Origin of the sequence: Hydrogenophaga bisanensis (assembly GCF_042665135.1) — a bacterium.
Classification (GTDB): Bacteria; Pseudomonadota; Gammaproteobacteria; order Burkholderiales; family Burkholderiaceae_C; genus Hydrogenophaga; species Hydrogenophaga bisanensis.
Window position 1 is genome coordinate 71,166 of record NZ_JBHTBX010000008.1, and the last position, 25,335, is coordinate 96,500.

Here is a 25,335-nt window from a genome sequence, read left to right on the forward strand (position 1 = left end):
CCCCTGCTGAACAGCGCACCATCGGTGACTGGACATGGGTGACCGGCCGACTGAAAGCACCGCCTCACACCGCCCGAGGCCAAGGCCTCACCCCTGGTCGTCCCCCCTTCCCTGTCGGGAGCGCTGTCATGCTCAACGTCTTCACCCTGGCCAATGGCCGCCTGTTTCAGGAAGAGATCGAGTCGCTCGAGGAGCTGACCCGGTTCAAACCCATCTGGGTGGATCTGGAAGCACCCACCACCGAGGAGCGGCGCTGGGTCAAGCAGCACTTCGGCCTGTCCATCCCGGAAGACGCGATGGACGAGGACATCGAGGAATCGGCCCGGTTCTTCGAGGAAGACAACGGCGAACTGCACATCCGCTCGGACTTCCTGATCGATGACGAGGATGACCCGAGGGCGATCCGCGTGGCCTTCATCCTCAATGAGCACAACGACGCCCTCAAGAGCCGAGGGGTGCTGTTCTCGATCCACGACGAGGATGTGCCCGTGTTCCGCCTGCTGCGCATGCGCGCGCGCCGCATGCCAGGGCTGATCGACGACGCCAAGGATGTGCTGCTGATGCTCTTCGACGCCGACGCGGAATACTGCGCCGACACGCTGGAGGACATCTACGATGATCTGGAAAACGTCAGCCGTCAGGTCCTCGCTGGCGACGTGACGGACAACAAGGCCAGCGAGGTGCTGGCCGCCATCGCCCGCCACGAGGACATGAGCGGGCGCATCCGGCGCAACGTAATGGACACGCGACGCGCGGTCAGCTTCATGATGCGCAGCCGGATGCTCAGCGCCGAACAGTTCGAGGACGCCCGCCAGATCCTGCGCGACCTGGACTCGCTGGACGGCCACACCGCCTTCCTGTTCGACAAGATCAACTTCCTGATGGACGCCACCGTCGGTTTCATCAACATCAATCAGAACAAGATCATCAAGATCTTCTCGGTGGCCAGTGTGGCGCTGCTGCCGCCGACGCTGATCGCCAGCGTGTACGGCATGAACTTCCAGTACATGCCCGAACTGAGCCAGAAATGGGGCTATCCCTTTGCGCTGGGGCTGATGGTGCTGTCGGCACTGGGGCCGATGCTCTACTTCCGAAAGCGTGGCTGGTTGAAGTAGTGCCCCCACGCTCCGCCGCTGCGCGGGTCGCTGCCCCCCAAGGGGGCTGACCTTGCTTGGGGCGGCCCTGCGCTGCGGTCGAAATGATGCCCCCACGCTGCGCGGGTCGTTGCCCCCAGCGTCGGGTTCACAGCAGATTGAGGGCTTTGCGCACGATGCGTGCGCTGTAGTGACGGGCGACCTGGTTGAGGAAGTGCTGAAAGTCGACGTGCGCTTCCTCGTCGGCGCGGTCCGAGACGACGCGAACGGCGCCGAAGGGTATGCCGTGGTCGTGACAGACCTGCGCCACCGCCGCCGTTTCCATGTCCACCGCCCAGGCCTCGGGGAACGCGGCGCGCAGGGCGTTGCTATCGGCCGCCGTCGAGATGAAACGGTCCCCGGTGATGATGTCACCCTGATGGACATGCGGCCTGTGCAATCCCAGTTCGGTCATGGTCTGGGCATCCAGCAGCTTGGGCAGCCACGTCACCGCATCCTTGGCCGCCTCCTGGAGCACCTGCACCAGCACCGGGTCGGCATCGAAGCGGCTGCGTCCGTAGCCCGGCATCTCCCAGCGCTGGAACAGGGGCGAGGCATCCATGTCGTGCTGCGAAAAACCGGTCCCCACGACGATGTCACCGACCGAGGCGTCCATGGACAGACCGCCGGCCACCCCCGTGACGATGACCATCTCGGGCTCGAAGCGCTCCAGCAAGACGGCCGTGGTGGTGGCCGCCGCCACCTTGCCGATGCCGGAGAGCACTGCGACCACGTCGTGGTCCTGCAGATGGCCCTGCCAGAAAGTGCGTCCACCGATGGGTACCCGCTGCTCGTCTGGCATGAGTTGCAGGATCTCGGACAGCTCCTCTTGCAGGGCGCTGATCACGGCAATTTTTCGACCCATGGGACAGACCTCCTTGGCATTGACAGCGGGCATGACGCCCAAAAAACAAAAGGCCCGGCGAATGCCGGGCCTTGGGCAGGGTCAGCAACCCGCCGGGTGTCCCGTCATCACTTCTTGTCCCGCAACTCACGCCGCAGGATCTTGCCTACCGGTGTTTTCGGCAATTCGGTGCGGAACTCAATGATTTTCGGCTGTTTGTAACCGGTGAGGTTTTCCTTGCAGAAGTCACGCACCTGGGCTTCGGTCAGCGCCGCATCCTTTTTCACAATGACGAGCTTGACGGCTTCGCCGGACTTCTCGTCCGGCACCCCAACGACCGCACACTCCATCACACCGGGCAACTGGGCGACGACGTCTTCCACCTCGTTGGGGTAGACGTTGAACCCGCTGACCAACACCATGTCCTTCTTGCGGTCGACAATCTTGAAGAAACCGCGCTCATCCATGATGCCGATGTCGCCGGTCTTGAAATAGCCATCGGGCAGCATGACCTTGGCGGTTTCATCCGGACGCTGCCAGTAGCCGGCCATGACCTGTGGGCCCTTGATGGCGATCTCGCCGGCCTGCCCCTGAGGCACTTCCTTGCCGTCGTCGTCGACGCATTTCATCCAGGTGTTGGGCAAGGGCACACCAATCGTCCCGGTGAACGTGGTGGTCGTCACCGGGTTGCAACTGGCCGACGGGCTGGTTTCCGACAGGCCATAGCCCTCGCAGATGGGGCAACCGGTCTTGTCCAGCCAGAGCTTGGCCACGGCACCCTGCACCGCCATGCCCCCCCCGACCGATACCTTGAGGTTCTTCCAGTTGACGGTGTTGAAGTCCGGATGGTTGGCCAGGCCGTTGAACAGGGTGTTCACCGCCGGGAAGCTGTGGAAGGTGTGCTTGGACAGCTCCTTGAGCACGGCGGGCAGATCCCGGGGATTGGGAATCAGGATCACCTTGCCGCCCGTGCGCAGACCCAGGACCATGTTCACCGTGAAGGCGAAGATGTGATACAGCGGCAAGGCGCAGACGCTGGTGGGCTGTTCGCCTGCCGGCACCTGCTTCATGACCGGGTCGTTCCAGGCCTCGGACTGCAGCGCGTTGGCGATCACATTGCGGTGCAGCAGCACGGCACCTTTGGAGACTCCGGTGGTGCCGCCGGTGTACTGCAGCACCGCGACATCATCGGCCTTGAGTTCGGGGCGTTTGAAGCTGCCTTTGGTGCCGCGGGCGATGGCTTCATTGAAGCGCACGGCCTGCGGCAGGTTGAAGGCGGGCACCATCTTCTTGACGTTGCGCACCACGTAGTTGACGATGCTGCCCTTGAGCAGGCCCAGCAGATCACCCATGGCGGCCAGCACCACGTGCTTGACCGGCGTGTGCGCGATGCAATGCTCCAGCGTGTGGGCAAAGTTCTCGATGATGACGATGGCCTTGGCACCCGAGTCCTTGAGCTGGTGCTCCAGTTCCCGGGCGGTGTAAAGTGGGTTGACGTTGACCACCACCATGCCGGCGCGCAGGATGCCCGCGACCGCCACTGGGTACTGCGGCACGTTGGGCATCATGATGGCGACGCGATCGCCCTTGACCAGCCCCAGGCCCTGCAGGTAGGCGGCAAAGGCCTGCGACAGGCTGTCCACCTGCGCGTAAGTCAGTTCCTTGCCCATGAAGCTGTAGGCCGGCCGGCTGGCGAACTTGCCGAAGCTCTCCTCCATCAGGTGAACCAGCGAGGGGTACTGGTCGACATTGATGTCGGCAGGAACACCCTGCGGATAGGCGCCCAGCCAGGGGCGGTCAGCCGTTGCTGCGGTCATTCGGATCTCCGTGGTTATGGACAGGGGTGCGGTCCCATCGGACGGCAACCGCGCATTATTGCGGCTGCCGAAGATGTTGCAGATCGTGTTTTACCCTGACCGGAAACTGACTGCACTCTCTAATCTGATTTCCGGGGCCGGAACCACGCTACAGAAACAGCAGTACCAGCCCCGAACCCATCCGCTCAGCCCTTCAGGGCCACCAGGACCTCGTCGAGCATCTTCTTGGCGTCGCCGAACAGCATGCGGTTGTTGTCCTTGTAGAACAGCGGGTTGTCCACGCCCGCGTAGCCGCTGGCCATGGAGCGCTTCATGACGATGCTGGTTCGGGCCTTCCAGACCTCCAGCACCGGCATACCGGCGATCGGGCTGGTCGGGTCGTCCTGGGCCGCCGGGTTGACGATGTCGTTGGCGCCGATGACCATGGCCACGTCGGTGTCCGGGAAGTCCTCGTTGATCTCGTCCATCTCCAGCACAATGTCGTAGGGCACCTTGGCTTCGGCCAGCAGCACGTTCATGTGGCCGGGCATGCGGCCAGCCACCGGGTGGATGCCGAAGCGCACGGTCACCCCCTTGTCGCGCAGGGTTTTGACGATCTCGTTGACGGTGTGCTGGGCCTGCGCCACGGCCATGCCATAGCCGGGCACGATGATCACGCTCTTGGCGTCGCGCAGCAGCTCGGCGGTCTCGGCAGCGCTGACCGGCACCACTTCGCCCTTCGGCTCGGCGGCGGCGCCATCGGCCTTGGGCGCGGCAGGCGCACCTCCACCGAAACCGCCGGCAATCACGCTGATGAAGTTGCGGTTCATCGCGTTGCACATGATGTAGCTCAGGATGGCACCGGAGGAGCCCACCAGTGCGCCGGTGACGATCAACAGGTCGTTGCCCAGCATGAAGCCGGTAGCCGCAGCCGCCCAGCCGGAATAGCTGTTGAGCATGGACACCACCACAGGCATGTCGGCGCCACCTATGGCCATCACCATGTGGATGCCGAACAGCAGGGCCAGCACGGTCATGATGATCAGCGGCGTCATGCCGTCGGCCACGGTCTCGGCGCGCACGAATTCACCGCCGAACCAGATCACCACCAGCAGCGCGATCAGGTTGAGCCAGTGGCGCGCCGGCAGCAGCAGCGGCTTGCCGCCGATCTTGCCGTTGAGCTTGCCGAAGGCGATCAGCGAACCCGAGAAGGTGACCGCACCGATCAGGATGCCCACGTAGATCTCGACTTCGTGGATGACCTTTTCGGCCCCGGTGTACTGGATCGAGGTATCCACATAGCTGGCAAAGCCCACCAGGCAGGCCGCCAGGCCGACCAGGCTGTGCATCAGCGCCACCAGCTCGGGCATCTGGGTCATCTTGACCGTTTTCGCGGCGTACAGACCAATGCTGCCGCCGACAACCAGCGCCCCGACGATCCAGGGAATGCCGGCCGGCGAAACGCGCGGGCCGAAGATGGTGGCCAGCACCGCCAGCGTCATGCCGATGATGCCGTAGAGGTTGCCGCGTCGCGACGTTTCCGGGTTGGACAGGCCACCCAGGCTGAGGATGAAGAGGATGGCGGCGCCGAGGTAGGCGACCGTGGCCAGGCTGGAGGTCATGGGTGTCTCTTGGCTTTCTGGTCAGGGGGCTTATTTGCGGAACATGTCGAGCATGCGGCGGGTGACGGCAAAGCCACCGAACATGTTGACCGCGGTCAGCACGATGCCGGCAAAGGCCAGCCACTGGATGAGCGCATCGGGTCGCCCGTTGGTGCCGGCCTCGGGCGGCAGGATCTGCACCAGCGCCCCGATGACGATGATGCTGGAGATGGCGTTGGTCACGCTCATCAGCGGCGTGTGCAGCGCAGGCGTGACGTTCCAGACCACCATGTAGCCGATGAAGCAGGCCAGCACGAAGACCGTGAAGTGGCCCAGGAAGGCCGCCGGCGCGTAGGCACCGATGGCCCAGAAGGCCAGCGCGCCCAGACCGAACACGATAGCCAGCGTTTTGGCCGGCAACGGGCCGCTGCTGCCATGGCCGTGGCCGCCCTTCTTCTCGGCCGCGGCAGCGGCGGGCTTGGCCGCCGGCTTGGGCGCGGCCGGGGCCAGCGGCGGGGCTGGCCAGGTGATCTCGCCGTCCTTGATCACCGTCAGGCCACGGATCGCGTCGTCACCCATGTTGACGTTGATGACGCCGTCCTTGGTCTTGCACAGCTCCTCGGTCAGGCGGAACAGGTTGGTGCCGTACAGGGTGGACGACTGGCGCGCCATGCGCGAGGCCAGATCGGTGTAGCCGACGATGGTGACGCCGTGCTTCACGACGGCCTTGCCGGGTTCGGTCAGTTCGCAGTTGCCGCCCTGCTCCGCCGCCATGTCGACGATCACGCTGCCGGGCTTCATGCTCTTGACCATCTCGGCAGTGATCAGCTTGGGGGCCGGCTTGCCGGGGATCAGCGCGGTGGTGATGATGATGTCCACCTCGCGCGCCTGCTGCGCGTACATCTCGCGCTGCGCGGCCTGGAAGCCTTCGCTCATGACCTTGGCATAGCCGCCACCGCCCGAGCCTTCTTCCTCGTAGTCGACCTTGACGAACTCGCCACCGAGCGAGACCACCTGGTCGGCCACCTCGGCGCGCGTGTCGTTGGCGCGCACGATGGCGCCCAGGCTGGCGGCCGCGCCGATGGCGGCCAGACCGGCCACACCGGCGCCGGCGATGAACACCTTGGCCGGCGGCACCTTGCCCGCGGCGGTGATCTGGCCGTTGAAGAAGCGGCCGAAGGCGTTGGCCGCCTCGACCACGGCGCGGTAGCCGCTGACGCCAGCCATCGAGGTCAGCGCGTCCATCTTCTGCGCGCGACTGAGCGTGCGCGGCAGGCAGTCGATGGCCAGCACCGTGACCTTCTTCGCCGCCAGCTGCTGCATCAGGTCGGGGTTCTGGGCCGGCCAGACGAACCCGATCAGGGTCTGGCCCGCGCGCATCAGCGTCACTTCTTCAGTGGTCGGCGGGCGCACCTTGAAGACGATATCGGCACCGTTCCACAGCTCGGCGGCCGAGCCGGCGATGCTGGCGCCCGCTTCGCGGTAGGCGTCGTCACTCACATCGGCCAAGTCGCCGGCGCCCTGCTCCACCACCACCTGAAAACCGAGTTTGACCAGCTTGGTCACCACATCGGGTACGGTCGCCACCCGCTTTTCGCCGGGAAAGATTTCGCGCGGCACGCCAATGCGCTGCGGCGTGGGCATGGCGTGGTCGGTCGATGCTCCAGTCGTCATGGGCAAGTCCTCAGGTCAGGAATGTCAGGAAAGGATGAGGGGAACCCGGCGGTGACCGCTGGCCACTCCGAGATGGTGTTCCAAGGCCCTCACTGGCGTGAGGGCGATATGGGTCTGGCCCACCGCGCCTGCGGTGGGTGCGCCTGTCAGCATGTCTGTCTCCTCGCTCGGGACATTGAAAGATCGGTGTCAGCTTACCCGAAAGCCCGTATCCACCGGATCGGGTCAACCCTGCCAGAAAATCCTTGGGCGACAATGGTTTGCAGATGTGATGCCTTTGTGGTGCCGATTCATGCTCGCACAACATTGGTGCTTGTTGATATTTATTTTTCATAAAGCAAAAAATATGAACATGCGATGGAAACCCAGCGTGACCGTGGCCGCCATCATCGAGCGCGACGGCCGCTATCTGCTGGTGGAAGAAGAGACGCCCGAGGGCCTGCGACTGAACAACCCCGCGGGGCATCTGGATCCCGGGGAGAGCCCCGAGCAGGGCGTGGTGCGTGAGGCGCTGGAGGAAACCGCGTTCCACTTCCAGCCCTCGGCGCTGGTGGGTATCTATCTGTCGCGGTTTCAGCGCGACAGCACCGGTGAGGACGTCACCTACCTGCGCTTTGCCTATACCGGTGAACTGGGTCGGTTTGAAGACGGGCGGGCTCTGGATCAGGGCATCGTTCGCACGCTATGGCTCACCCCGGCAGAGATCCAGGCCAGCAGCCAGCGACACCGCAGCCCCTTGGTATGGCGGTGCGTACAGGACCACCTGAATGGCCAACGCTTTCCACTGGAAACGGTACTGACCGACTTGACGGTCTATCACGCAAGCTGAGGATCCCGGGCGCGCTCAGTCGATGCCGCGGACGGCGCTTCGTCCCTGCTTGATCTGGGAACGGCTGGCCTTGCCCGCCAGCCGACGCTGCCGCGAGGCCAGCGTGGGACGGGTGGCCTTGCGCGTCTTGGGCACGTGGGCCGCGGCGTCCACCAGCGCCTGCAAACGGGCCAGTGCGTCGGCCCGGTTCAGCTCCAGGCTGCGGTGGCTCTGGGCCTTGATGACGATGACACCCTGCTCGCTGATGCGGTGGTCGGCGCGTGAGAGCAGCCGTGCCTTGACCGCCTCGGGCAGGTGCGAGGCACGCACGTCAAAACGCAGGTGAACCGCGTTGGACACCTTGTTGACGTTCTGACCGCCAGCGCCTTGTGCGCGGATGGCGGTGAACTCGACGTCGGCCAGAAGAATGCGCAGCATGGTGACGGCAGTGTGCCATGGCCACGGCGCAGCGCCAGGCTCAAGCCGCCACGGGGTCGGGAACGTTCAGCTCACCAAACCGGTAGGCATCCATACTCAGCACACCGTGCGTCATGCCGCCCTCGATGCGCGTGGCGGGCACATCAGCGCCTGCCGCACCGGCCGCCACCATCAGCGGCCAGAGATGCTCCGGCATGGGGTGGGCGCGCTGGGCCTGGGGCGCCAAGGTCATGGTCTGCTGCAGCCGGACATGGTCGCGGGCGTTGAGCACCGTCTGGATCCAGTGAACAAATTCCAGCGCATAGGCCTCAGCCGAGGCGTCAGGGGCATCGAAGCGCACCTCATAGAGGTTGTGCGTCAGGCTGCCGGAGCCGATGACCAGCACCCCCTCGTCAGCCAGAGGTGCCAGGGCCTGGCCGTAGGCGTAAGCGCGTTCGCCATCCAGGCGCGCAGGCAGCGACACCTGGAACACCGGCACGTCGGCCTGGGGCAGCAGGTGCAGCAGGGGCACCCAGGCCCCGTGATCCAGGCCCCATTGCGCGTCGGGCTCGGCTGGGTAACCGGCCGCTCGCAGCAGATCGATGGCGCGCTGGGCCACCTCGGGGGCTCCGGGGGCCGGGTACTGCAACTGATAGAGCGCCGGCGGAAAGCCGCCGAAGTCGTGGATGGTCTGCGGCCGCGGCGTGGTGGCCACCCTTGGCTCTCGGGTCATCCAGTGCGGGGACACGACCAGAATGGCCTTGGGTCGGGGCAAGGTCTTGCCCAGCGCGGCGAGGGCCGGTCCGGCCTGGCCGGGTTCGAGTGCAAACGTCGGGGAGCCGTGGGAGATGAACAGGGTGGGCAGGCGGGACATGGCGTCACTGGCAGGGCAAACACGATCTGGTGTCAGCAGGCAACTGTAGTCCTGACACCGGGCCAGAGGGTTCGAACGGTGTGTACGTGGTCTTGAAATATTTCGAGCATGGCCGTCCCGCACGCGGCAATCCGGTCGCAGGGATAATCCGCGGCATGGCAAACAAGCAACGTGTCGTGGTGGGATTGAGCGGGGGCGTGGACTCCGCGGTGAGCGCCTACCTGCTCAAGCAGCAGGGGTACGAGGTCATCGGCATCTTCATGAAGAACTGGGAAGATGACGATGACAGTGAGTACTGCTCCAGCCGACAGGACTGGCTGGACGCCGCCAGCGTGGCCGACGTGATCGGCATCGACATCGAGCATGTGAACTTTGCTGCCGAGTACAAGGACCGCGTGTTTGCCGAGTTCCTGCGCGAGTACCAGGCCGGCCGCACACCCAACCCGGACATCCTGTGCAACGCCGAGATCAAGTTCAAGGCTTTCCTTGATCATGCGATGCGCCTGGGCGCCGAGAAGATCGCTACCGGCCACTACGCCCGCGTGCGCTTCAACGGGGCGACAGGGACGCACGAACTGCTCAAGGGCCTGGACCCGCTGAAGGACCAGAGCTACTTCCTGCACCGCCTCAACCAGGCGCAGTTGTCGAAAACCATGTTTCCGGTCGGTGAACTGCCCAAGACCGAGGTGCGCCGCATCGCGAGCGAAATCAAGCTGCCGAATGCGAAGAAGAAGGACAGCACCGGCATCTGCTTCATCGGCGAGCGGCCGTTCCGCGACTTCCTCAACCGCTACATCAGCAAGGAGCCGGGGCCGATCAAAGACCCCAGCGGCCGCACCATCGGCCAGCACGTGGGCCTGTCCTTCTACACCCTGGGCCAGCGCCAGGGCCTGGGCATCGGCGGTGTGAAGGCCAAGGGTGCACAGAAAGGTGGCAGCGAGCACGAGCCCTGGTTCGTGGCGCGCAAGGACGTGGAGAAGAACACCCTGTGGGTGGTACAGGGGCACGATCACCCCTGGTTGATGTCGCCCGCGCTGCGCGCCGGGGACGTGAGCTGGGTCGCGGGCCAGGCCCCGGCGGTCCAGCAGATTGCGGCCAAGACCCGCTACCGGCAAAGCGACGCGCCTTGCACACTGGCACTGGACAACACCGGCTTCACCCTGCGCTTTGCCGAGCCGCAGTGGGCCGTGACCCCGGGTCAGAGCGCGGTGCTGTACGACGGCGAGGTCTGCCTGGGTGGCGGGGTGATCCACACCGAGGCCGCCAACGCCCCCGTCTGAATCCATGCCACCGCGTTTGCTCGACTGGTTCCCCATCCTGCGCTGGTCGGGCAGCTATGGGCGGCAGCACGCCGCAGGCGATGCCACCGCCGCCGCGGTGGTGACGCTGCTGCTGATCCCGCAAAGCCTGGCCTATGCGCTGCTGGCGGGCATGCCGGCGGTCACCGGTCTGTACGCCAGCATGCTGCCGCTGGTGATCTATGCCCTCATGGGCAGCAGCCCGGTGCTGGCCGCCGGTCCCGCCGCCCTGCGCTCCATCATGTCGCTGGCGGCCGTCGGTGGCGTGGTCGCGACCGGCAGCGCCGACTTCATTGCCGCCTCGCTGCTGTTGGCGGTGCTGGTCGGCGCCATGCTGCTGGTGATGGGGCTGTTGCGCATGGGCTTCATCGCCGGCTTCCTGAGTGCCCCGGTGCTTTCGGGCTTTGTCACCGCCTCGGGCCTGCTGATCGTCATGAGCCAGTTGCCCCACCTGCTGGGCACACCCCTGCGCAGCGAGAACCTTTGGGTGTTTGTGCAAAGTCTCTGGTGGCAGCGCGGTGAAATGCACGGGCTCACCGGAGCGGTAGGGCTGGCCGCCCTGCTGGGCCTGTGGGCATCGCGCCACTTCCTCCAGCGGTTGCTGCGCCGACTGGGTTTGCCGCAGGGTGCGGCCGACCTCCTGGTCAAGGCTGCGCCGCTGCTGATCCTGGTCGGTTTCATCGCCATCGCACAGACCCGAGACTGGGCCAATCAGGGTGTGGCGGTGGTGGGCACCGTGCCGCAGGGCTTGCCGGGCCTGGCGCTGGGGAGCCTGCTCGGCGCGTCCGCCAGCACATTGCAGGCGCTGCTGCTGCCGGCGCTGCTGATCGCCATGCTGACCTTTGTCGAGCAGATTTCGATCGCGCAGACCTTTGCCGCCAGGCGGCGCGAGCGGGTGGACAGCGATGCCGAGATGCGCGCGATGGGCGCAGCCAACCTCGCGGCCGGTCTGACCGGCGCACACGCCGTGGGCGCCAGCTTTTCGCGGTCGGCGGTGCTGCACGACGCTGGTGCGCGCACACCGGCGGCCGGTCTGCTGACCGCGGTGCTGCTGGGCATCACGGCGCTGTTTTTCACACCCTGGCTGCACCACCTGCCACTGGCGGTGCTGGCCGCCACCATCCTGATGGCCTTGGGCAGCCTGCTGGATTTCGGCAGCTTCGGCCGCACCTGGCGCTATTCGCGTGCCGACTTCGCGGCGCAGGCACTGACCTTTGCCGTCACGCTGCTGGTGGACCTGGTCAGCGGGCTGATGGTGGGCGTGATCGCTTCGCTGGCGCTGCACATCTGGCGCAGCAGCCGACCGCACATCGCGGTGGTCGGCAACGTGCCGGGGACCGAGCACTACCGCAACGTGCTTCGCCACGAGGTGCTCACGCACCCGCACATCCTGGGCTTGCGGGTGGACGAGAGCCTGTTCTTTGCCAATGCCCGATACCTTGAAGACCGCATCGGCGCCGAGCTGGCCAGCCGACCGGATGTGCGACACGTGGTGCTGCAATGCACCGCGGTCAACGAGATCGACGCCAGCGCACTGGAGAGCCTGCGCAGCATCCACCAGCGCCTGCAAGAAACCGGTGTGCAGTTGCACCTGAGCGAGGTCAAGGGTCCTGTGATGGATCGGCTCAAGCGCAGCGACTTCCTGGAACAGCTCTCAGGCCGTGTGTTCCTGACCCACCACCAGGCGGTGCAGTCCTTGCTGGAAGAGACACCGCCGCACGCCTGAACCGACCGGCGGGTCAGGCGCGTCGACGCAACAGGCGCACATGCATGGGGCGCACGAACCGGGCACCCTCAGGGCCGAGGTGCGGCATGAACGCAGCCTTGACCCGTTCGGCCAACGCCGGCGTGATGCCATGGTCGGCAAACGTCGGGTAAAGCATGCGTTGCGCGAACTCCTCCCAGCTTGCGTAGCGCACCGGCTGTGCAAATCGGCGCTCGCCTGCGGGCGCCCACGCGTCGGTAGCCAGCGCCCGGTCCAGCGCTGCCTGCGCGGCCGGACGCACCACCCCCTCATCGTTGAACAGCCGGACGATCTCGTTGAGCGCTCCACCATAGATCGGCTCGCTGACATAGAGCCAGGCGCCGGGCCGCAAGACCCGGGCCACCTCCTGCAAGGCGGCGTCCATGAATTGCAAGGGCACGTGGTGCAGCGACTTGAGCATCAGCGCGCCGTCAAAGCTGGCATCGGGAAACGGCACAGCCTGGGCGCTTCCCGCCAGGAACTGGATGCGATCCTGCGGCTTGGCCAGGTTGCGGGCATGCTGCACCTCGTCGACCTCCAGCCCGACCACCTGCGAACCTGCAAAGCGCTGCACCAGGGACCGAGCCAGGCGGGCATTGCCACAGCCCAGTTCGATCAGCTGCTGTCCGTCCAGGGGCACCATGCCGGAGAGGACATCCAGTTCGTCGCGTACCTGCTCCAGTTGATCGGGGTCCGAGGGAAGGGGGTTCATGGTCACTAGGCCTGATGACATAAATGCGTTGTCTTGCGTTTTCTCATGGATACTCATTGGAGTATATGAAGAATGAACTCATCAGGTCACATGCCTGATGAAACTTGTTCCCCTTTTGCATCACCTTCAAGGAGTCCCTGCATGAAACATCTGATCGCTCTGTCCGCTGCCTCCCTTCTGCTGGCCGGTACCGCTCACGCCGAGGAACTGTTCGTCAACATCCACAGCGGCAATGCCATGGCCCAGGGTGCTGGCCTGGTGCTCGCCGGGCAGGCCCTTGAACAGAAAGCCAGCGTGCGCGTGCTGCTGTGCGACGCCGCGGGTGATGTGGCCGTGGCCGGCAAGGAAGGCACCAAGCTCAAACCCCGTGATGTCACCCCCCAGCAGATGCTGCAAGGGCTGATCAAGAACGGTGCCAAGGTCGAGGTCTGCGCCTTGTACCTGCCCAACACCGGCCGGCAACCCACCGACCTGATCCCTGGCGTGACCCCGGCCAAGCCGGCGGATGTGGCGGCCCACCTGCTCAAGCCGGGCGTCAAGACACTGGGCTTCTGATCACGCGTCTTCCGGTACCTCATCCCAGCCGGTGATCATCGCCTTGATGTGTGCCGTCAAGGTGTGGCCGGTGGTGGTGAGGTACACATGGACCACCACGAAAGCCAGCATCAGGAAGGCACCAGCGGTATGGGCCCAGGCCACCCACTCCAGCGTCAGCCAACGATCAATGCCCAGCTCCGGCCAGACTGCCCGGAACAGGTACAGCAGGCCCGAGCCCCAGATCAGGGGTGAGATCATGGCCAGCAGCGCCAGGTAGGCCAGGCGTTGCAAGGGGTTGTGCTTTTTCTGCACCGTCTTGTGAAACGGGTGCGGCGCACCACGGAACATGCCCCAGCTGTAATAGACGGCCATGGCGACCACCTTCTTGTGCGTCGGCAGGTACTGGCGCCATTCGCCGGTGGTGAACTGCCAGAAGATGGTGAACGCCCACAGGGTCAGCAACGCCCAGGCCGCCAGGGTATGCAAGCGCACCGCCGGCTCGAAGCCCAGCAGCTGGTAGCTGCCATGGATCTCGAAGCCGGTGGCCAGCATGGTCAGCACCAGCAAGGCTTGCGACCAGTGCCAGAATCGCTCATAGCGCTTGTAGAGGTAGATGCGCCCGGGCTTGGCGTCCACGTTCGGATTGACGGCATCCATCTCAGTGTCCCTTTCCATCGCGAATGCGGTTCATGACGCGGGCCAGCGCATGCACCAGCACGCCGGCAGCAGCACCGAGCACGGCCAGCCAGCCCAGTCGGTCGATCCAGGGGTGATGGTCCCGCCCAGGCAGGTAGACCCCCGGCAGATCACCCAGCCGGCTTTGGGCGGCGTTGGTGTGACAGGACGCGCAGGCCACGACGTCTTTGGCCGGAGCAACCATGTGCGTGATGGGCCAAAGCATTTCGGTCTTGACGAAACCATAGTCGCCGCTGAACGGCTTGCCCGTGGCCTCAGCACCGGCCTTCAAGGCCTTCGGCCAGTCGAAGTTGAACCAGAAGGCGGTGTCGTCGGGCGTGGCGGTATGCGGCACCAGCAGCTGCAGGTGCTGCTTGTCGTAGGGCTGCTGACCCTCGAAGCGTTTGACCGGCCAGATGCGCGCATCCGGATCTTCCGGGCTGCCGTGGAAGGTGTTGATCTTGACCACCCGGGTCGGATCGATCTTGTCCTCCTGGGTGGTGTAGGTGACCTTGCCGTTGAACCAGACATAGTCGGGCACCACGTTCTCGCCCAACCTGAAGTCGCCCTTCTTGCTGTCGTAGATCACGTGGCCTTTGTCGTCCTTGACCTGGATGGGCTTGCCTTGTGGCGACAGGCGTCCGGCGGTGGACCAGTCCCAGCCCATCTTGGTGGTGATGCCACCGCGGGCGAAGCTGGGGATATGGCAACTCTGGCAGGCCAGCTTGCTGGTGTGGTTGTTGAGCAGGCCAACCGCCAGCGACGGTTGCTTGTGGGGCTTGTCGCCGTGACAGCTCTGGCAGGTGGCGGCATTGCGGCCGGCATGCACCGTATCGCCGCGCAGGATGGGGCCGTGCGGGTCGGCCGCAGTCATGCTGATGCGGCTGCCGGCGATCTGGTGCCCATCGGCCTGGTGGCAAGTGGCGCAGGTGAATCCGGCTCCTCCACTGGCCTTGGAGGCCATGTGCACATCCAGCTCGGGCGTGGCCCGGTCCAGCGAAGAATCCAGGTCACCGTGCTTGACGCCATCGCCGCCGCCACCGTTGTAGTGGCAGCTTCCACAGGTGGCGGTGCTGGTCTTGCCAATGTGCCGGGCCACCATGGCCAGGTCCACCGGGTCGATGAACTTGCCGGATCCCGGTGGTAGCTCGGTGCGTTCGGTGGGCACTTCACCGGCCATGCCCGCAGGCTTCTTGTACCCGCCGGTGTGGTGACAGACCAGGCAATCGACCTTGCTCTCGGCGTGAAAGTCGAACTTGTCGTCCTTCCAGCCGTAGCCCACGTGACAACTCTGGCAGAAGGCTTCGTTGGATCTGTCACCGATGCAGAAGCTGTTGAGCATGGTCTTCTTGCCCAGCTTCTGCCCCGTATCCGGGTTGGTGTACTCCCAAGTCCAGTGCCGGGTGTTCATCACCTGTTTGGCCGCCTCGGTGTGGCAGCTCAGGCAGGCCTTGGTCACCTCGGAGCCGTTCTTGAAAGGACCCTGCAGTTCCTTGAACTTGCTGTGGTCGGCGGTGGACTTGCCCGGCCCCGGTGCCTTGGCCAGTGCTTCCTGTGCCGTGGCACCCACCTGGGGCAAGGGGCTCGACGCCCAAGCGCTCGCCATGCTGGCGAACACCCACATCAGGGTGCCAACACCTCGAATCAGGCCTCTGCGGGGACCTTCAACCCATTGCCTCGGCTGTGCCATGTTCTGTCTCCTCGTAGGGTCTGCCGGATGCGGTATCTCAAGCCTGCCCGAAGCTCTCCGGCATCTGTACCGCCACCACCTCACCTCTGGCGGTGGCCACATCACCCGCGTACACCGTGGTCTCGACAACCACCTTGCGGCCCTTGATTTCCTTGACCCTGCCCCGGATGACGAGCTCGGTGTCGATGGGCGTTGGCTTGAGGAAGTCCACGTGCAGGGACCCGGTGACAAAGCGGAAGGCTGGCAATGAGTCCATGCTCCGCCCTTCCTGGCGGTACATGGCCGCGGCCGCTGTACCGGTGCTGTGGCAATCGATCAGCGAGGCGATCAGACCGCCATAGGCAAAGCCGGGCACCGAGGTGTGGAACGGCTCGGGACGAAACCGTGTGACGGTCTCATCGCCGTCCCACACGGTCTTGATCTGGTGACCATGCTCATTGCGATTGCCGCAGCCGTAGCAGTGCGATACGTTCTCGGGGTAGTGGTCCTGGAATGCGTCCATCCTGTCTGTCTCCTTGAAATTCGCTGGCGTGCCATGTGCACGGGTCAAAGGCCCAAAGCCGCTCTCAACTGTGCGTCGGTGCGGACGTACTCATGGCTGACCACACGACCGTTCTCAAGGCGAATGAGCGTGACCGCATCGTCTTCTCGGGGCCAGTCGGACAGCGTCTTCTCATCCAGGGAAACACCAACCTCGAACTTCTGTTCGCGCAGCGCCGGCATGGCAAAGGTGCGCGTCACGAAGCCGGGCATGCGGCTCATGTCGGCCAGATACACCGCATGCCGGGAGCCCAGGAAGCCGGCGGGCTGCGGGGCCAGCACCTCCATGACCAGGTTGGACGCCTTGCGGCCAGCTGCAAAAATCACCAGCCGGGTCTGAGGCGTCACCTGCCAGGCCTGATCATGCTGGTTCTTCAACTGCAGGGCTGGCAGAGGCTGTCCGGGCTGTACGGGTGCAGCGCCGGCCAAGCCGCAGGCCATTGCGATGGCCCAGGCGACCGACAGGCGTTTGAGGTTGTGCGTCAGTGTGAACATGTGCACTCCCCTTCGGTCTGGCGCTGGCCAGCACAGGTACCCGTGGATGTCCCCTGCGTGTTGACCATGTGGTCGGCCATGTCGGCAAACACCTTGATCAGACGCTCGCGCAGGGGCTCGTCGGCGACCTGCTCGGTCAGCGCGGTGCGCATGCACAGCATCCATTCGTCACGCTCGGTCGGGCCGATGGCGTACGGCAGGTGTCGCATGCGCAGACGGGGGTGGCCCTTCTTCTCGATGTAGAGGTTGGGGCCACCGAACCAGCCCGAGAGAAACTCGAAAAGGCTCTCGTTGGCGCCGGCCAGGCTCTCGGGGTGGATACGGCGCGCCGCATAGGCTTCGGGCAGTTCGTCCATGAGTTCGTAGAAGCGGTCCACCAGACGGTGCAGGCCGGCTGCGCCGCCCAGGGCGTCATAGGGGGTGGTTGTGGGGGTGTGTGACATTCAGTGGATTCCTTTCAGGTCGCCTTGGCCGGCCCTGGCTTGGCGGTGGCCGGCGGCGGACCGAACAGGCGGTCGGTGAGCTTGACGTACCAGGCCGCGGCCTGGACCTGGACGATGTAGGCCAGCGCAATCAGCAATGCGGCGTCAGCGCCCTGGGTGCCGAAGACACCCATGGCAATGGCCAGCGCGATGGACAGGTTGCGCATGACGGTGCCGTAGACCAGGGCAATGGCATCGCCGCGCGGGAACAGGGCCTTGCCGACCACGGTGCTGATGGCAAAGTTGAGGGCATAGACCAGCACCAAGGGCAGCAGCAGGCCCGGCAACAGCGCAGGGTTCGCAAAGATGTCCTGCGATTTGAGTGCCATGGACACGAAGACGATGCCCAGCACGCCCAGCGTGGAGAACGGCGGAAACTTCGGTTTGATCTGCTGGTTGAACCGGGCCTCACCGTGTCGGCCCACGAGCCATCGCTGGGTGATGGTCCCCAGCGCCAGCGGCAGGAAGACGATGAGGGCGATCTGCAGGAACACCTGCAGAACAGGTATCTCGACCACCGCACCGAGCAGGGCCTTGAGGTAGACCGGCGCCAGCAGCGAACCGGCGATCAGGCCCACCACCGTCATCTTCACCGCCGCAGGCACATTGCCCTTGGCAAAGCCGGTCCATGAAATCGTCATGCCCGAGGTGGGCAGCAACGACGTGAGCAGCAGCGCCAGACGCACCATGGGCTGGTCGGCAAAGAAGAGCAGACCCACGCCATAGCCGATCGCCGGCATGAGGATGAAGTTGATGCCCTGCGTGACCCCGTGCAGCCGGCCGCTGCCGGGCTTGAGCAGGTCCCGCACATTCATCGTCACCATCATCGGATAGACCATGAGGAAAGTCAGCGGCAGGATGGCATTGCGCAGGAACGCAGGATCCGTCAGCTGTCCGAATCCCAGTCCGGCCAGCATGGCCAGCGGGATGCTCCAGACCAGGTTCTTCTGCAACCAGTTGAGGACCGTCCACATGGTGTGCTCCCTCGCGCGCCGCTCAGGCGTTCTTCAGCGCCAGGGCCCAGGCCTGCATGGCGTCGTTGGCCGGCTTCATCGGGGCATCCATGAACGTGATCACGAAGTGGCTGCCCAGGTCGGCAATGCCGATGCTGCGCGGGCGAACCGCCAGCACCTGCGGGTTGGGCAGGGCATGGCCGAAGCAGAACAGCACATTGGTGGCGGCCCGGATGTCGGGGGCGATCTCCCCGCCGATGGCCTGGGTGTGCGCAAAATGGTCGAAGGTGCCGATGTAGCTCACGCGCGGTGTGTTCGCGATGCAGTCCTTGAAATAGTCGGCGATGGCAGCCACGCTGTCATAGCGCGTCTCGGACTTGGCGATGTCCACCACGGTGATGGGGTACTTTTCCTGGAAGTGCAGTTGTTTCATGTCTGTCGTCTGGTGGATGAATAAATTGGCTGAGGCTCAAGCCTGCTGACACTGCGCCTCGTCTTCCAGCGCCGCAATGCGGGCCAGAAAATCGTCGCGCGAGCATTGCGCAAAGTACGGGTGCCAGCGCCGCTGGTCGTGCACGGTGCTGACGCTGTGGCTGTGGCAGTCCTGCCCGGGAAACAGCAGGGTCTCGTCCGGCAGGGTGAACACCTTCTGGGTAACGCTGTCCCATAGCATGGCGGCGTCGGCTGGCCAGGGCTGCCAGGGGCAGTCACCCACGTCCAGCAGGGCACCACAGAACACCCGGTCTGCCCAGACGTAGCTCAGGCAATGGGGCGTATGGCCAGGCGTTCTCAGCACACGGATGGCGCTGGCGCCCAAGGGGAGCGTGTCGCCATCGGCGGGCATCTGCACGCCGGCCTCGGGGCGCCCTTGCACGATCGGCGCCCCCAGGCGGCGCAGCGTCGCCAGCTCGCCCGGACGCTGATCGTCATGGTCATGTGTGCGCAATACCCAGCGCAAGCTGAGCTGGCGCTCGCCCAGCATGGCCTGGATCAGGGGCATGTCACAGGCCTGCGGGTCGATCAGGGCAGCCTCACCGCTGGCCAGATCAGCCAGCAAATAGCTCAGGGCGCCGTAGCCCAGTGAGCGGATGGTCCGGATGTCCATGAGTCGGGCCAACGACCTTCAGGCCGCTGCGCTGTCGTCTTCGCCGATCAGCAACCGGGTGTCCGCCACGTACTTGTGGGGCGGCACCTCCAGGTTGGTGGGTGCAGGCTTGTTCTTGAAGACGCGCCCGGCCAGGTCAAAGGTCGATCCGTGGCAGGGGCAAAAGAATCCACCCTTCCAGTCGGCCGGCACACTGGTGTTGGCCGTGCCTTCAGGCAGGGTCACCGGTGAGCAGCCCAGGTGGGTGCAGATGCCCACGGTCACCAGGTACTCCGGCTTGATGGAGCGTTCGGTGTTGCGTGCGTACTCAGGCTGCTGGTCCTTTTTCGATTCGGGATCGGCCAGGTCAGGCATGTCCTTGAGGTCGGCCAGCATCTCGGGCGTTCGGCGCAGGATCCACACCGGCTTGCCGCGCCACTCCACCGTGGTCATCTCACCCGGCGCCAAGCCGCTGATGTCCACCTCGACACTGGCGCCTTGCGCCTTGGCCCGCTCGCTGGGGGAAAAACTGCTGACAAAAGGCACCGCGACAGCACCTGCGGCAGCCGCACCCATGGCCGTGGTGGCCAGCAGCCAGGTGCGGCGATCGCTGTCCACGCCCCCGGGTGTCGGAATGTTGTGGAGGGAAGCGGTATGGCTCATGGTGTTCTCCTTGGAACGATTCGGTCTGATGGCCGCCTGCCGATTGGCAGTCTGTCCAGACCTGCCTGCCCTGACATGTTCAATAAACGTGCCAGTCAGGACCAGAAAAATATTCTTTGAAATCAGGCACTTGCCAAGCCGCAATATCGACGTCACCGGCAGCTTCCGCCAGAAACGTCAGCCACTGCGCCAAGCACGTCAGCCGCCCCAGCGCAACCATGCGGCCAGCGCCAATGCAAGAACCACGGCGGGCCCACCGAGCAACCAGCGGATCACCGGCGGACGCGGAATGAAGCCCACGCCCCGCACCAGCCCGGCACTCATGGCCCAGAACCAGGCCATGGCCAGGCTGTGATCGGCCTGTCCATCGGCACCCGCCAGCAGCAGGGGATGCACGCTGCCCACCACCATCAGCGCCACGGCCACTGCGAGGCTGGGCCAGTGCGCCCGTGCCGGCGTCGGCGCTGCCAACGAGGGGCCGGCGCTCATCGCTCAACCCCCCGGCGTGCATCGGCACGCGCTGCCTCGTTCTCACCCCACATGGCGTTGAGGATGGCCAGCAGGACGGCAAAGCCGATGCCCAGAACCCAGGCGAAATACCACATGACGTTCTCCTTGAAATCAAACTTCAACGAACATGGGAAAGCTCAAGCCAGCACAGGCCGTCATCTCAGTACGCCCCATGCTCGTTCTCGCGGATGTAGGCTGCGGTCACCTTGCCGCGCATCACGCGATAGGCCCAGCTCGTGTAGAGCACGATCAGTGGCATGAAGATGAGCGTGGCCCAGAACATGATCCCCAGCGTCAGGTGGCTGGAGACGCTGTCCCACACCGTCAGGCTCGCCTGCAGCTGGGTGCTGGACGGCATGACGAAGGGAAACATGCTGGCGCCGGCGGTACCGATGACACCCGTGGTGGCGAGCGACGAAGCCACGAAGGCACTGAGCGTGCGGCCCGATCGCATCAGGGCTGCCGCCGCGAGCGCACCGAGCACGCCCAGCGCCGGCAGCAGCCACAGCGCGGGCAAGGCGGCGTAGTTGGCCATCCAGGCACCGGCCTCGCGCACCACTGTCTTGGCCATGGGATTCGGCAGGGCCGACGGGTCGACCATCGAACTGATGCGGTAACCATCGATGTCTTGCAGCCAGAGGCCGGCGGCCATGAAGCCGATGACCATGACCAGCGCCGCACCCGTGCCGGCCTTGATGGTGCGCGCCTGCACCACGCCTTCGGTGCGGTGCGCCAGATAGGTGGCGCCCTGCAGCGTGATCATGGCGCTGGAGACGACGCCGGCCAGCAGTGCGAACGGGTTGAGCAGGGCCCAGAAGCTGCCGGTGTAGGTGGGCACCAGGAACTCGTCGAACTGGAAGGGCACGCCCTGCAGCAGGTTGCCGAAGGCCACCCCGAAGATCACCGGGGGCACGAAGCCGCCGATGAACAGGCCCCAGTCCCAGGTGCTGCGCCAGGTGGCGTTATGGATCTTGCTGCGGTAGTCGAAGCCCACCGGCCGGAAGAACAGCGCCCACAGCACGGCCAGCATGGCCCAGTAGAAGCCGCTGAAGGCGGTGGCATAGACCAGCGGCCACGCCGCAAAGATGGCGCCACCGCCGGTGATGAACCAGACCTGGTTGCCGTCCCAATGCGGGCCGACGGTGTTGATCACCACGCGGCGCTCCACGTCGTCCTTGCCGACGAAGGGCAGCAGCGTGCCCACACCCATGTCGTGGCCGTCCATGATGGCAAAGCCCACCAGCAGCACGCCCACCAGCAGCCACCAGACCAGTTTGAGGGTTTCATAGTCGAACATGTCAAAGTCCTTCAGGTTTCGGTGCCGGGCCGCCCCAAGCCGAAACGCGCCCCCCTGGGGGGCAGCGACCCGTGGAACGGCGGAGCGTGGGGGTCATGCGTATGCAGGCTCGCGCTCATACCGCCCGGTGCCCAGGCTGCCCGGCCCCTGGCGGGCGAACTTGACCATCAGATAGACCTCGACGATCAGCAGCAGGGTGTAGAAGCCGACGAAGCCGGCCAGCGAGCCATACAGGCTGTTCACGCTGAGTGTGGAGACCGACATGTGCGTGGGCAGCACGCCGTAGATGGTCCAGGGCTGGCGGCCATACTCGGCCACGAACCAGCCCAGCTCGCAGGCGATCCACGGGGCCGGCAGCATCCACACCGCCCACTTGAGCAGCCAGGGGCGTGCAGCGCACTGCATCTTCAGCGTGCTCCAGAAGGCCAGGCCGAACAGCACCAGCATGGCAAAGCCCAGGCCGACCATGATGCGGAAGGACCAGAACATCGGCGTCACCCGCGGCACGGTGCTGTCCACCGCTTTGCGGATCATCTCGGGCGTGGCCTGGCGAACATCGGCGGTGTACTTGCGCAGCAGCAAACCGAAACCCAGGTCTGCCTTGTGCTGCTCGAACACGGCCTTGGCCTGCGCGTCGTCCTTGTTGCGGCGCAGGGCCTCCAGCGCCACCACGGCATGGATGCCGCTTTCGATGCGCTCGCAGTTCTTCTCCTTGATCTCCCTGATGCCCGGGATCTGCTGGTCGATCGAGCGCGTGCCGATCAGGCCCATCACCCAGGGAATCTCGATCTCCCAGTCGTTCTTCGCCTCGGCCTCATTGATGCCGGCCACCAGCTTCAGGCCGGCGGGCGCGGGCTCGGTCTCCCACATCGCTTCCAGCGCGGCCATCTTGGTCTGCTGCGCCTCGCCCACGGTGTAGCCCGACTCGTCACCGAGCACGATCACACTGCACACACTGGCCAGGCCGAAGGCCGCCGCCACGCGGAAGCTTCGCTTGGCGAACTCGGTGTCGCGCCCCTTGAGCAGGTACCAGCTGCTGACCGACAGTACGAACATCGCACCGGTCACGTAGCCGGCCGAGACGGTGTGCACGAACTTGGCCTGTGCATCCGGGTTGAACAGCACCGCCCAGAAGTCGACCATTTCCATGCGCATGGTTTCGTAGCTGAACTCGGCACCCACCGGGTTCTGCATCCAGCCGTTGGCGATCAGGATCCACAGTGCGCTCAGGTTGGTGCCCACCGCCATCAGGATGGTCACCATCAGGTGCTGCGTCTTCGACAACCGGTCCCAGCCGAAGAAGAACAGGCCGATCATGGTCGACTCCAGGAAGAAGGCCATCAGGCCCTCGATCGCCAGCGGCGCCCCGAAGATGTCGCCCACGTAGTGCGAGTAGTAGGCCCAGTTGGTGCCAAACTGAAACTCCAGCGTGATGCCGGTCGTCACGCCCAGCGCGAAGTTGATACCGAAGAGCTTGCCCCAGAAGCGGGTCATGTCCTTCCAGATGACGTTGCCTGTCATCACATAGACGCTTTCCATGATGACCAGCAGCCAGACCATGCCCAGCGTCAGCGGCACGAACAGGAAGTGGTACATCGCCGTCGCCGCAAACTGCAGGCGCGAGAGATCGACCAGTTGATCGGATATCACGTGATTACTCCTGGGTGGTGCTGACCGCCGGGGTCAGCAACTGCCGGGCCGCGGCACCTTCGTTCACGGCCACCTGGGCGTCATGCACGAACAGCCACCACAGCACCGACAGCGCGACCAGCTTGATCAGCACGGTCCAGATCAGCTTGCGGAGAAGGGTGCGGTCCTGGATGTTCATGGCATGACGTTGGTCACTGCTTAACCAATATCCGTGCCAGGTCAGTCGCACTGGAAAACTTCAATCAAATCAATGATTTGCCATCCGACCAGAAAACATCAACCCTGATGGGTGACACGTACTGCCATTTCTGGCAGACAATCCCGTCATGATCGGAGGCGCCATGCAACCCCTGCCCGAACTCACCGCCTTTCTCGAAGGCCTGCCCGAGCCGCACATCCTGTTCGACGCCAACTACCGCATCCTGGCGGCCAATGCGGCCTACCGCCGGCAGTTCAGCCCGCAGCGCAGCGTGATCGGCCGCCACTGCTACGAGGTCTCGCACCACTTCGCGGTCCCCTGCGACCAGGCCGGCGAGTCCTGCCCGCTCGCGCAGTCCAGGCAGTCGGGCCAGCGCGAGCGCGTGCTCCACCTTCACCACACCCCCAAGGGTGAGGAATACGTCAACATCGAACTCTCGCCCCTGCCCGGCGAGGACGGCCAGCCGGCCTTCTACGTCGAGAAGATGGAGCCCCTGCGGGTGGCGCAGGGCCAGCCATCGTCACAGGGTCTGATCGGCCGTTCAACCGCGTTCCAGCGCATGCTGGGCCTGGTGGCCCGGGTGGCCCCGTCGCAGGCCAGCGTGCTGCTGCTGGGTGAGTCGGGCACCGGCAAGGAACTGGTGGCCCGCGCAGTGCATGAGGCCAGCCCGCGCGCGGGCAAGGCGCTGGTGGCGGTGGACTGCTCCAGCCTGCCCGAGACCCTTTTCGAGTCCGAGCTGTTCGGCCACGAACGCGGCGCCTTCACCGGCGCCAGCACGGCCAAGGCCGGCCTGATCGAGGCGGCCAGCGGCGGCACGCTTTTCCTGGATGAAGTCGGTGACATACCCCTGCCCATGCAGGTCAAGCTGTTGCGGCTGCTGGAGACGGGCACCTACCGCCGCGTGGGCAGCACCGAGCTGCGACGGGCCGACATCCGCGTGGTCGCCGCCACCCACCGCGATCTGGAGCAGATGGTGGCTGACGGCAGCTTCCGCGAAGACCTGTACTACCGCCTGTGCACCTTCCCCATTGCCCTGCCCCCGCTGCGCGAACGCGGCGGCGACATCGCCCTGCTCGCGCCCGCGCTGCTCGAACGCGTGACGGCACCCCGGCGCCTGCGGCTGTCGTCGGCCGCCCTCAAGGTGCTGGAAGCGCAGCCTTACCCCGGCAACGTGCGCGAGCTGCGCAACCTGCTCGAACGCACCGCCCTGCTGTGCGACAGCGACCAGATCGAAGTCGAACACGTGCAGGAAGCGATCGCCACCGGGCGACGCCCGGCGCGCACACCCCGGCCGGCTGACGCGGTAGCGGCACCCACGGATCTGCGATCGATCGAACGCGAAGCACTGCGCTCGCTCGTCGCCGCGCACACCGGCAGTCGCGCAGAGCTCGCCGCCCGGCTGGGCATCAGTGAACGCTCACTCTACCGCCGGCTCAAGGCGCTGCAACTGGGATAGCAACCCACGTTTTTGCATGACAAAAAACCCCTGATAGCAAAATTGCTATTTCACCGATAGCGAACATCAATGAGATACCGGGCAGCGCATTGACGAAGGTCAAGCTTTCTCAGGGTTAACCCACCCACCATTGACGTACCGGATCAGACGTCTGCGCAAGCTCACAGCGCCACGATCAGCCGGCCACTCTGTCGTCAATGAAG

General features: G+C 65.0%; 27 protein-coding genes. 6 read left to right on the forward strand and 21 right to left on the reverse strand.

The features are described 5' to 3' along the window. Positions 1–128 precede the first annotated feature (128 nt). Positions 129–1,115, forward strand: a complete 987-nt coding sequence (gene corA, locus ACFQNJ_RS12955; RefSeq protein ID WP_382258061.1) for a magnesium/cobalt transporter CorA — start codon at positions 129–131, stop codon at positions 1,113–1,115. Positions 1,116–1,242: 127 nt separating this feature from the next. Here corA and ACFQNJ_RS12960 read toward each other — a convergent pair whose 3' ends face one another. The 4 genes from ACFQNJ_RS12960 to ACFQNJ_RS12975 all read right to left on the reverse strand — a co-directional run bounded on the left by ACFQNJ_RS12960 (position 1,243) and on the right by ACFQNJ_RS12975 (position 7,048). Continuing rightward, positions 1,243–1,998, reverse strand: coding sequence for a 5'-methylthioadenosine/adenosylhomocysteine nucleosidase (locus ACFQNJ_RS12960; protein ID WP_382258064.1), 756 nt, complete (start codon positions 1,996–1,998; stop codon positions 1,243–1,245). Positions 1,999–2,105: 107 nt separating this feature from the next. Beyond that, positions 2,106–3,794 (reverse strand): long-chain-fatty-acid--CoA ligase, encoded by a 1,689-nt coding sequence (locus tag ACFQNJ_RS12965; protein ID WP_382258067.1) that lies wholly within the window; start codon positions 3,792–3,794, stop codon positions 2,106–2,108. 185 nt (positions 3,795–3,979) lie between these two features. Beyond that, positions 3,980–5,395 (reverse strand): Re/Si-specific NAD(P)(+) transhydrogenase subunit beta, encoded by a 1,416-nt coding sequence (pntB, locus tag ACFQNJ_RS12970; RefSeq protein WP_382258070.1) that lies wholly within the window; start codon positions 5,393–5,395, stop codon positions 3,980–3,982. A 30-nt stretch (positions 5,396–5,425) separates the two neighbouring features. Continuing rightward, positions 5,426–7,048 (reverse strand): Re/Si-specific NAD(P)(+) transhydrogenase subunit alpha, encoded by a 1,623-nt coding sequence (locus ACFQNJ_RS12975; RefSeq protein WP_382258073.1) that lies wholly within the window; start codon positions 7,046–7,048, stop codon positions 5,426–5,428. 346 nt (positions 7,049–7,394) lie between these two features. Between ACFQNJ_RS12975 and ACFQNJ_RS12980 the strand changes: the two genes are divergently transcribed. After that, positions 7,395–7,877 carry an NUDIX hydrolase gene (locus ACFQNJ_RS12980; protein ID WP_374639721.1) on the forward strand — a complete coding sequence of 161 codons (483 nt, stop codon included), beginning with the start codon at positions 7,395–7,397 and terminating at the stop codon, positions 7,875–7,877. A 15-nt stretch (positions 7,878–7,892) separates the two neighbouring features. Here ACFQNJ_RS12980 and arfB read toward each other — a convergent pair whose 3' ends face one another. Then, positions 7,893–8,294, reverse strand: coding sequence for an alternative ribosome rescue aminoacyl-tRNA hydrolase ArfB (gene arfB, locus ACFQNJ_RS12985; RefSeq protein ID WP_382258076.1), 402 nt, complete (start codon positions 8,292–8,294; stop codon positions 7,893–7,895). Between the two features lie 40 nt (positions 8,295–8,334). Continuing rightward, positions 8,335–9,147, reverse strand: a complete 813-nt coding sequence (locus tag ACFQNJ_RS12990; protein WP_382258079.1) for a dioxygenase family protein — start codon at positions 9,145–9,147, stop codon at positions 8,335–8,337. Positions 9,148–9,302: 155 nt separating this feature from the next. On the opposite strand from ACFQNJ_RS12990, the gene mnmA reads away from it, so the two are divergent. Together mnmA and ACFQNJ_RS13000 are read left to right on the forward strand one after the other, a co-directional pair. Beyond that, positions 9,303–10,427: a tRNA 2-thiouridine(34) synthase MnmA gene (gene mnmA / locus ACFQNJ_RS12995; RefSeq protein WP_382258081.1), complete on the forward strand. Its 1,125-nt coding sequence runs from the start codon at positions 9,303–9,305 to the stop codon at positions 10,425–10,427. 4 nt (positions 10,428–10,431) lie between these two features. Then, positions 10,432–12,171, forward strand: a complete 1,740-nt coding sequence (locus tag ACFQNJ_RS13000) for a SulP family inorganic anion transporter (RefSeq protein ID WP_382258084.1) — start codon at positions 10,432–10,434, stop codon at positions 12,169–12,171. A gap of 13 nt (positions 12,172–12,184) precedes the next feature. Here ACFQNJ_RS13000 and ACFQNJ_RS13005 read toward each other — a convergent pair whose 3' ends face one another. Next, complete coding sequence (locus tag ACFQNJ_RS13005; RefSeq protein WP_382258086.1) at positions 12,185–12,901, reverse strand: class I SAM-dependent methyltransferase; 717 nt, start codon at positions 12,899–12,901, stop codon at positions 12,185–12,187. A 141-nt stretch (positions 12,902–13,042) separates the two neighbouring features. Between ACFQNJ_RS13005 and ACFQNJ_RS13010 the strand changes: the two genes are divergently transcribed. After that, positions 13,043–13,456, forward strand: a complete 414-nt coding sequence (locus ACFQNJ_RS13010) for a DsrE family protein (protein WP_382258089.1) — start codon at positions 13,043–13,045, stop codon at positions 13,454–13,456. Here ACFQNJ_RS13010 and ACFQNJ_RS13015 read toward each other — a convergent pair whose 3' ends face one another. From ACFQNJ_RS13015 to cydP, 14 genes are all read right to left on the reverse strand, one after another. Beyond that, a complete protein-coding gene (locus ACFQNJ_RS13015) occupies positions 13,457–14,095 on the reverse strand; it encodes a cytochrome b/b6 domain-containing protein (RefSeq protein ID WP_382258097.1) in 639 nt (212 codons plus the stop codon). A gap of 1 nt (position 14,096) precedes the next feature. After that, the gene (locus tag ACFQNJ_RS13020) at positions 14,097–15,803 is read right to left on the reverse strand and encodes a tetrathionate reductase family octaheme c-type cytochrome (RefSeq protein WP_382258100.1); all 1,707 of its coding nucleotides are present in this window, start codon (positions 15,801–15,803) and stop codon (positions 14,097–14,099) included. A 37-nt stretch (positions 15,804–15,840) separates the two neighbouring features. Then, entirely contained in the window at positions 15,841–16,305 is a 465-nt protein-coding gene (locus tag ACFQNJ_RS13025; RefSeq protein WP_382258103.1) for a PaaI family thioesterase, read from the reverse strand. 44 nt (positions 16,306–16,349) lie between these two features. Then, positions 16,350–16,838, reverse strand: a complete 489-nt coding sequence (locus tag ACFQNJ_RS13030) for a hypothetical protein (RefSeq protein WP_382258106.1) — start codon at positions 16,836–16,838, stop codon at positions 16,350–16,352. After that, complete coding sequence (locus tag ACFQNJ_RS13035; protein WP_382258109.1) at positions 16,826–17,281, reverse strand: group II truncated hemoglobin; 456 nt, start codon at positions 17,279–17,281, stop codon at positions 16,826–16,828. Before ACFQNJ_RS13035 ends, ACFQNJ_RS13030 begins: the two co-directional genes overlap by 13 nt. Positions 17,282–17,295: 14 nt before the next feature. Then, positions 17,296–18,294: an arsenic resistance protein gene (locus ACFQNJ_RS13040; RefSeq protein ID WP_382258112.1), complete on the reverse strand. Its 999-nt coding sequence runs from the start codon at positions 18,292–18,294 to the stop codon at positions 17,296–17,298. A 22-nt stretch (positions 18,295–18,316) separates the two neighbouring features. Next, positions 18,317–18,706, reverse strand: a complete 390-nt coding sequence (locus tag ACFQNJ_RS13045) for a DUF6858 family protein (RefSeq protein WP_382258115.1) — start codon at positions 18,704–18,706, stop codon at positions 18,317–18,319. 36 nt (positions 18,707–18,742) lie between these two features. Then, complete coding sequence (locus ACFQNJ_RS13050) at positions 18,743–19,378, reverse strand: MBL fold metallo-hydrolase (protein ID WP_382258118.1); 636 nt, start codon at positions 19,376–19,378, stop codon at positions 18,743–18,745. An 18-nt stretch (positions 19,379–19,396) separates the two neighbouring features. Then, entirely contained in the window at positions 19,397–20,020 is a 624-nt protein-coding gene (gene petA, locus ACFQNJ_RS13055) for a ubiquinol-cytochrome c reductase iron-sulfur subunit (protein ID WP_382258121.1), read from the reverse strand. Between the two features lie 198 nt (positions 20,021–20,218). Beyond that, positions 20,219–20,509, reverse strand: a complete 291-nt coding sequence (locus ACFQNJ_RS13060; RefSeq protein WP_382258124.1) for a cyd operon YbgE family protein — start codon at positions 20,507–20,509, stop codon at positions 20,219–20,221. After that, positions 20,506–20,625 carry a cytochrome bd-I oxidase subunit CydX gene (cydX, locus tag ACFQNJ_RS13065; RefSeq protein ID WP_382258127.1) on the reverse strand — a complete coding sequence of 40 codons (120 nt, stop codon included), beginning with the start codon at positions 20,623–20,625 and terminating at the stop codon, positions 20,506–20,508. Before cydX ends, ACFQNJ_RS13060 begins: the two co-directional genes overlap by 4 nt. Positions 20,626–20,690: 65 nt before the next feature. Further along, a complete protein-coding gene (cydB, locus tag ACFQNJ_RS13070; RefSeq protein WP_382258130.1) occupies positions 20,691–21,827 on the reverse strand; it encodes a cytochrome d ubiquinol oxidase subunit II in 1,137 nt (378 codons plus the stop codon). Between the two features lie 93 nt (positions 21,828–21,920). Further along, positions 21,921–23,477, reverse strand: coding sequence for a cytochrome ubiquinol oxidase subunit I (locus ACFQNJ_RS13075; RefSeq protein WP_382258133.1), 1,557 nt, complete (start codon positions 23,475–23,477; stop codon positions 21,921–21,923). Between the two features lie 4 nt (positions 23,478–23,481). Next, positions 23,482–23,655, reverse strand: a complete 174-nt coding sequence (cydP, locus tag ACFQNJ_RS13080; protein WP_382258136.1) for a cytochrome oxidase putative small subunit CydP — start codon at positions 23,653–23,655, stop codon at positions 23,482–23,484. Positions 23,656–23,818: 163 nt separating this feature from the next. Between cydP and ACFQNJ_RS13085 the strand changes: the two genes are divergently transcribed. Beyond that, positions 23,819–25,132: a sigma-54 interaction domain-containing protein gene (locus tag ACFQNJ_RS13085; RefSeq protein WP_382258139.1), complete on the forward strand. Its 1,314-nt coding sequence runs from the start codon at positions 23,819–23,821 to the stop codon at positions 25,130–25,132. Positions 25,133–25,335: the final 203 nt, after the last annotated feature.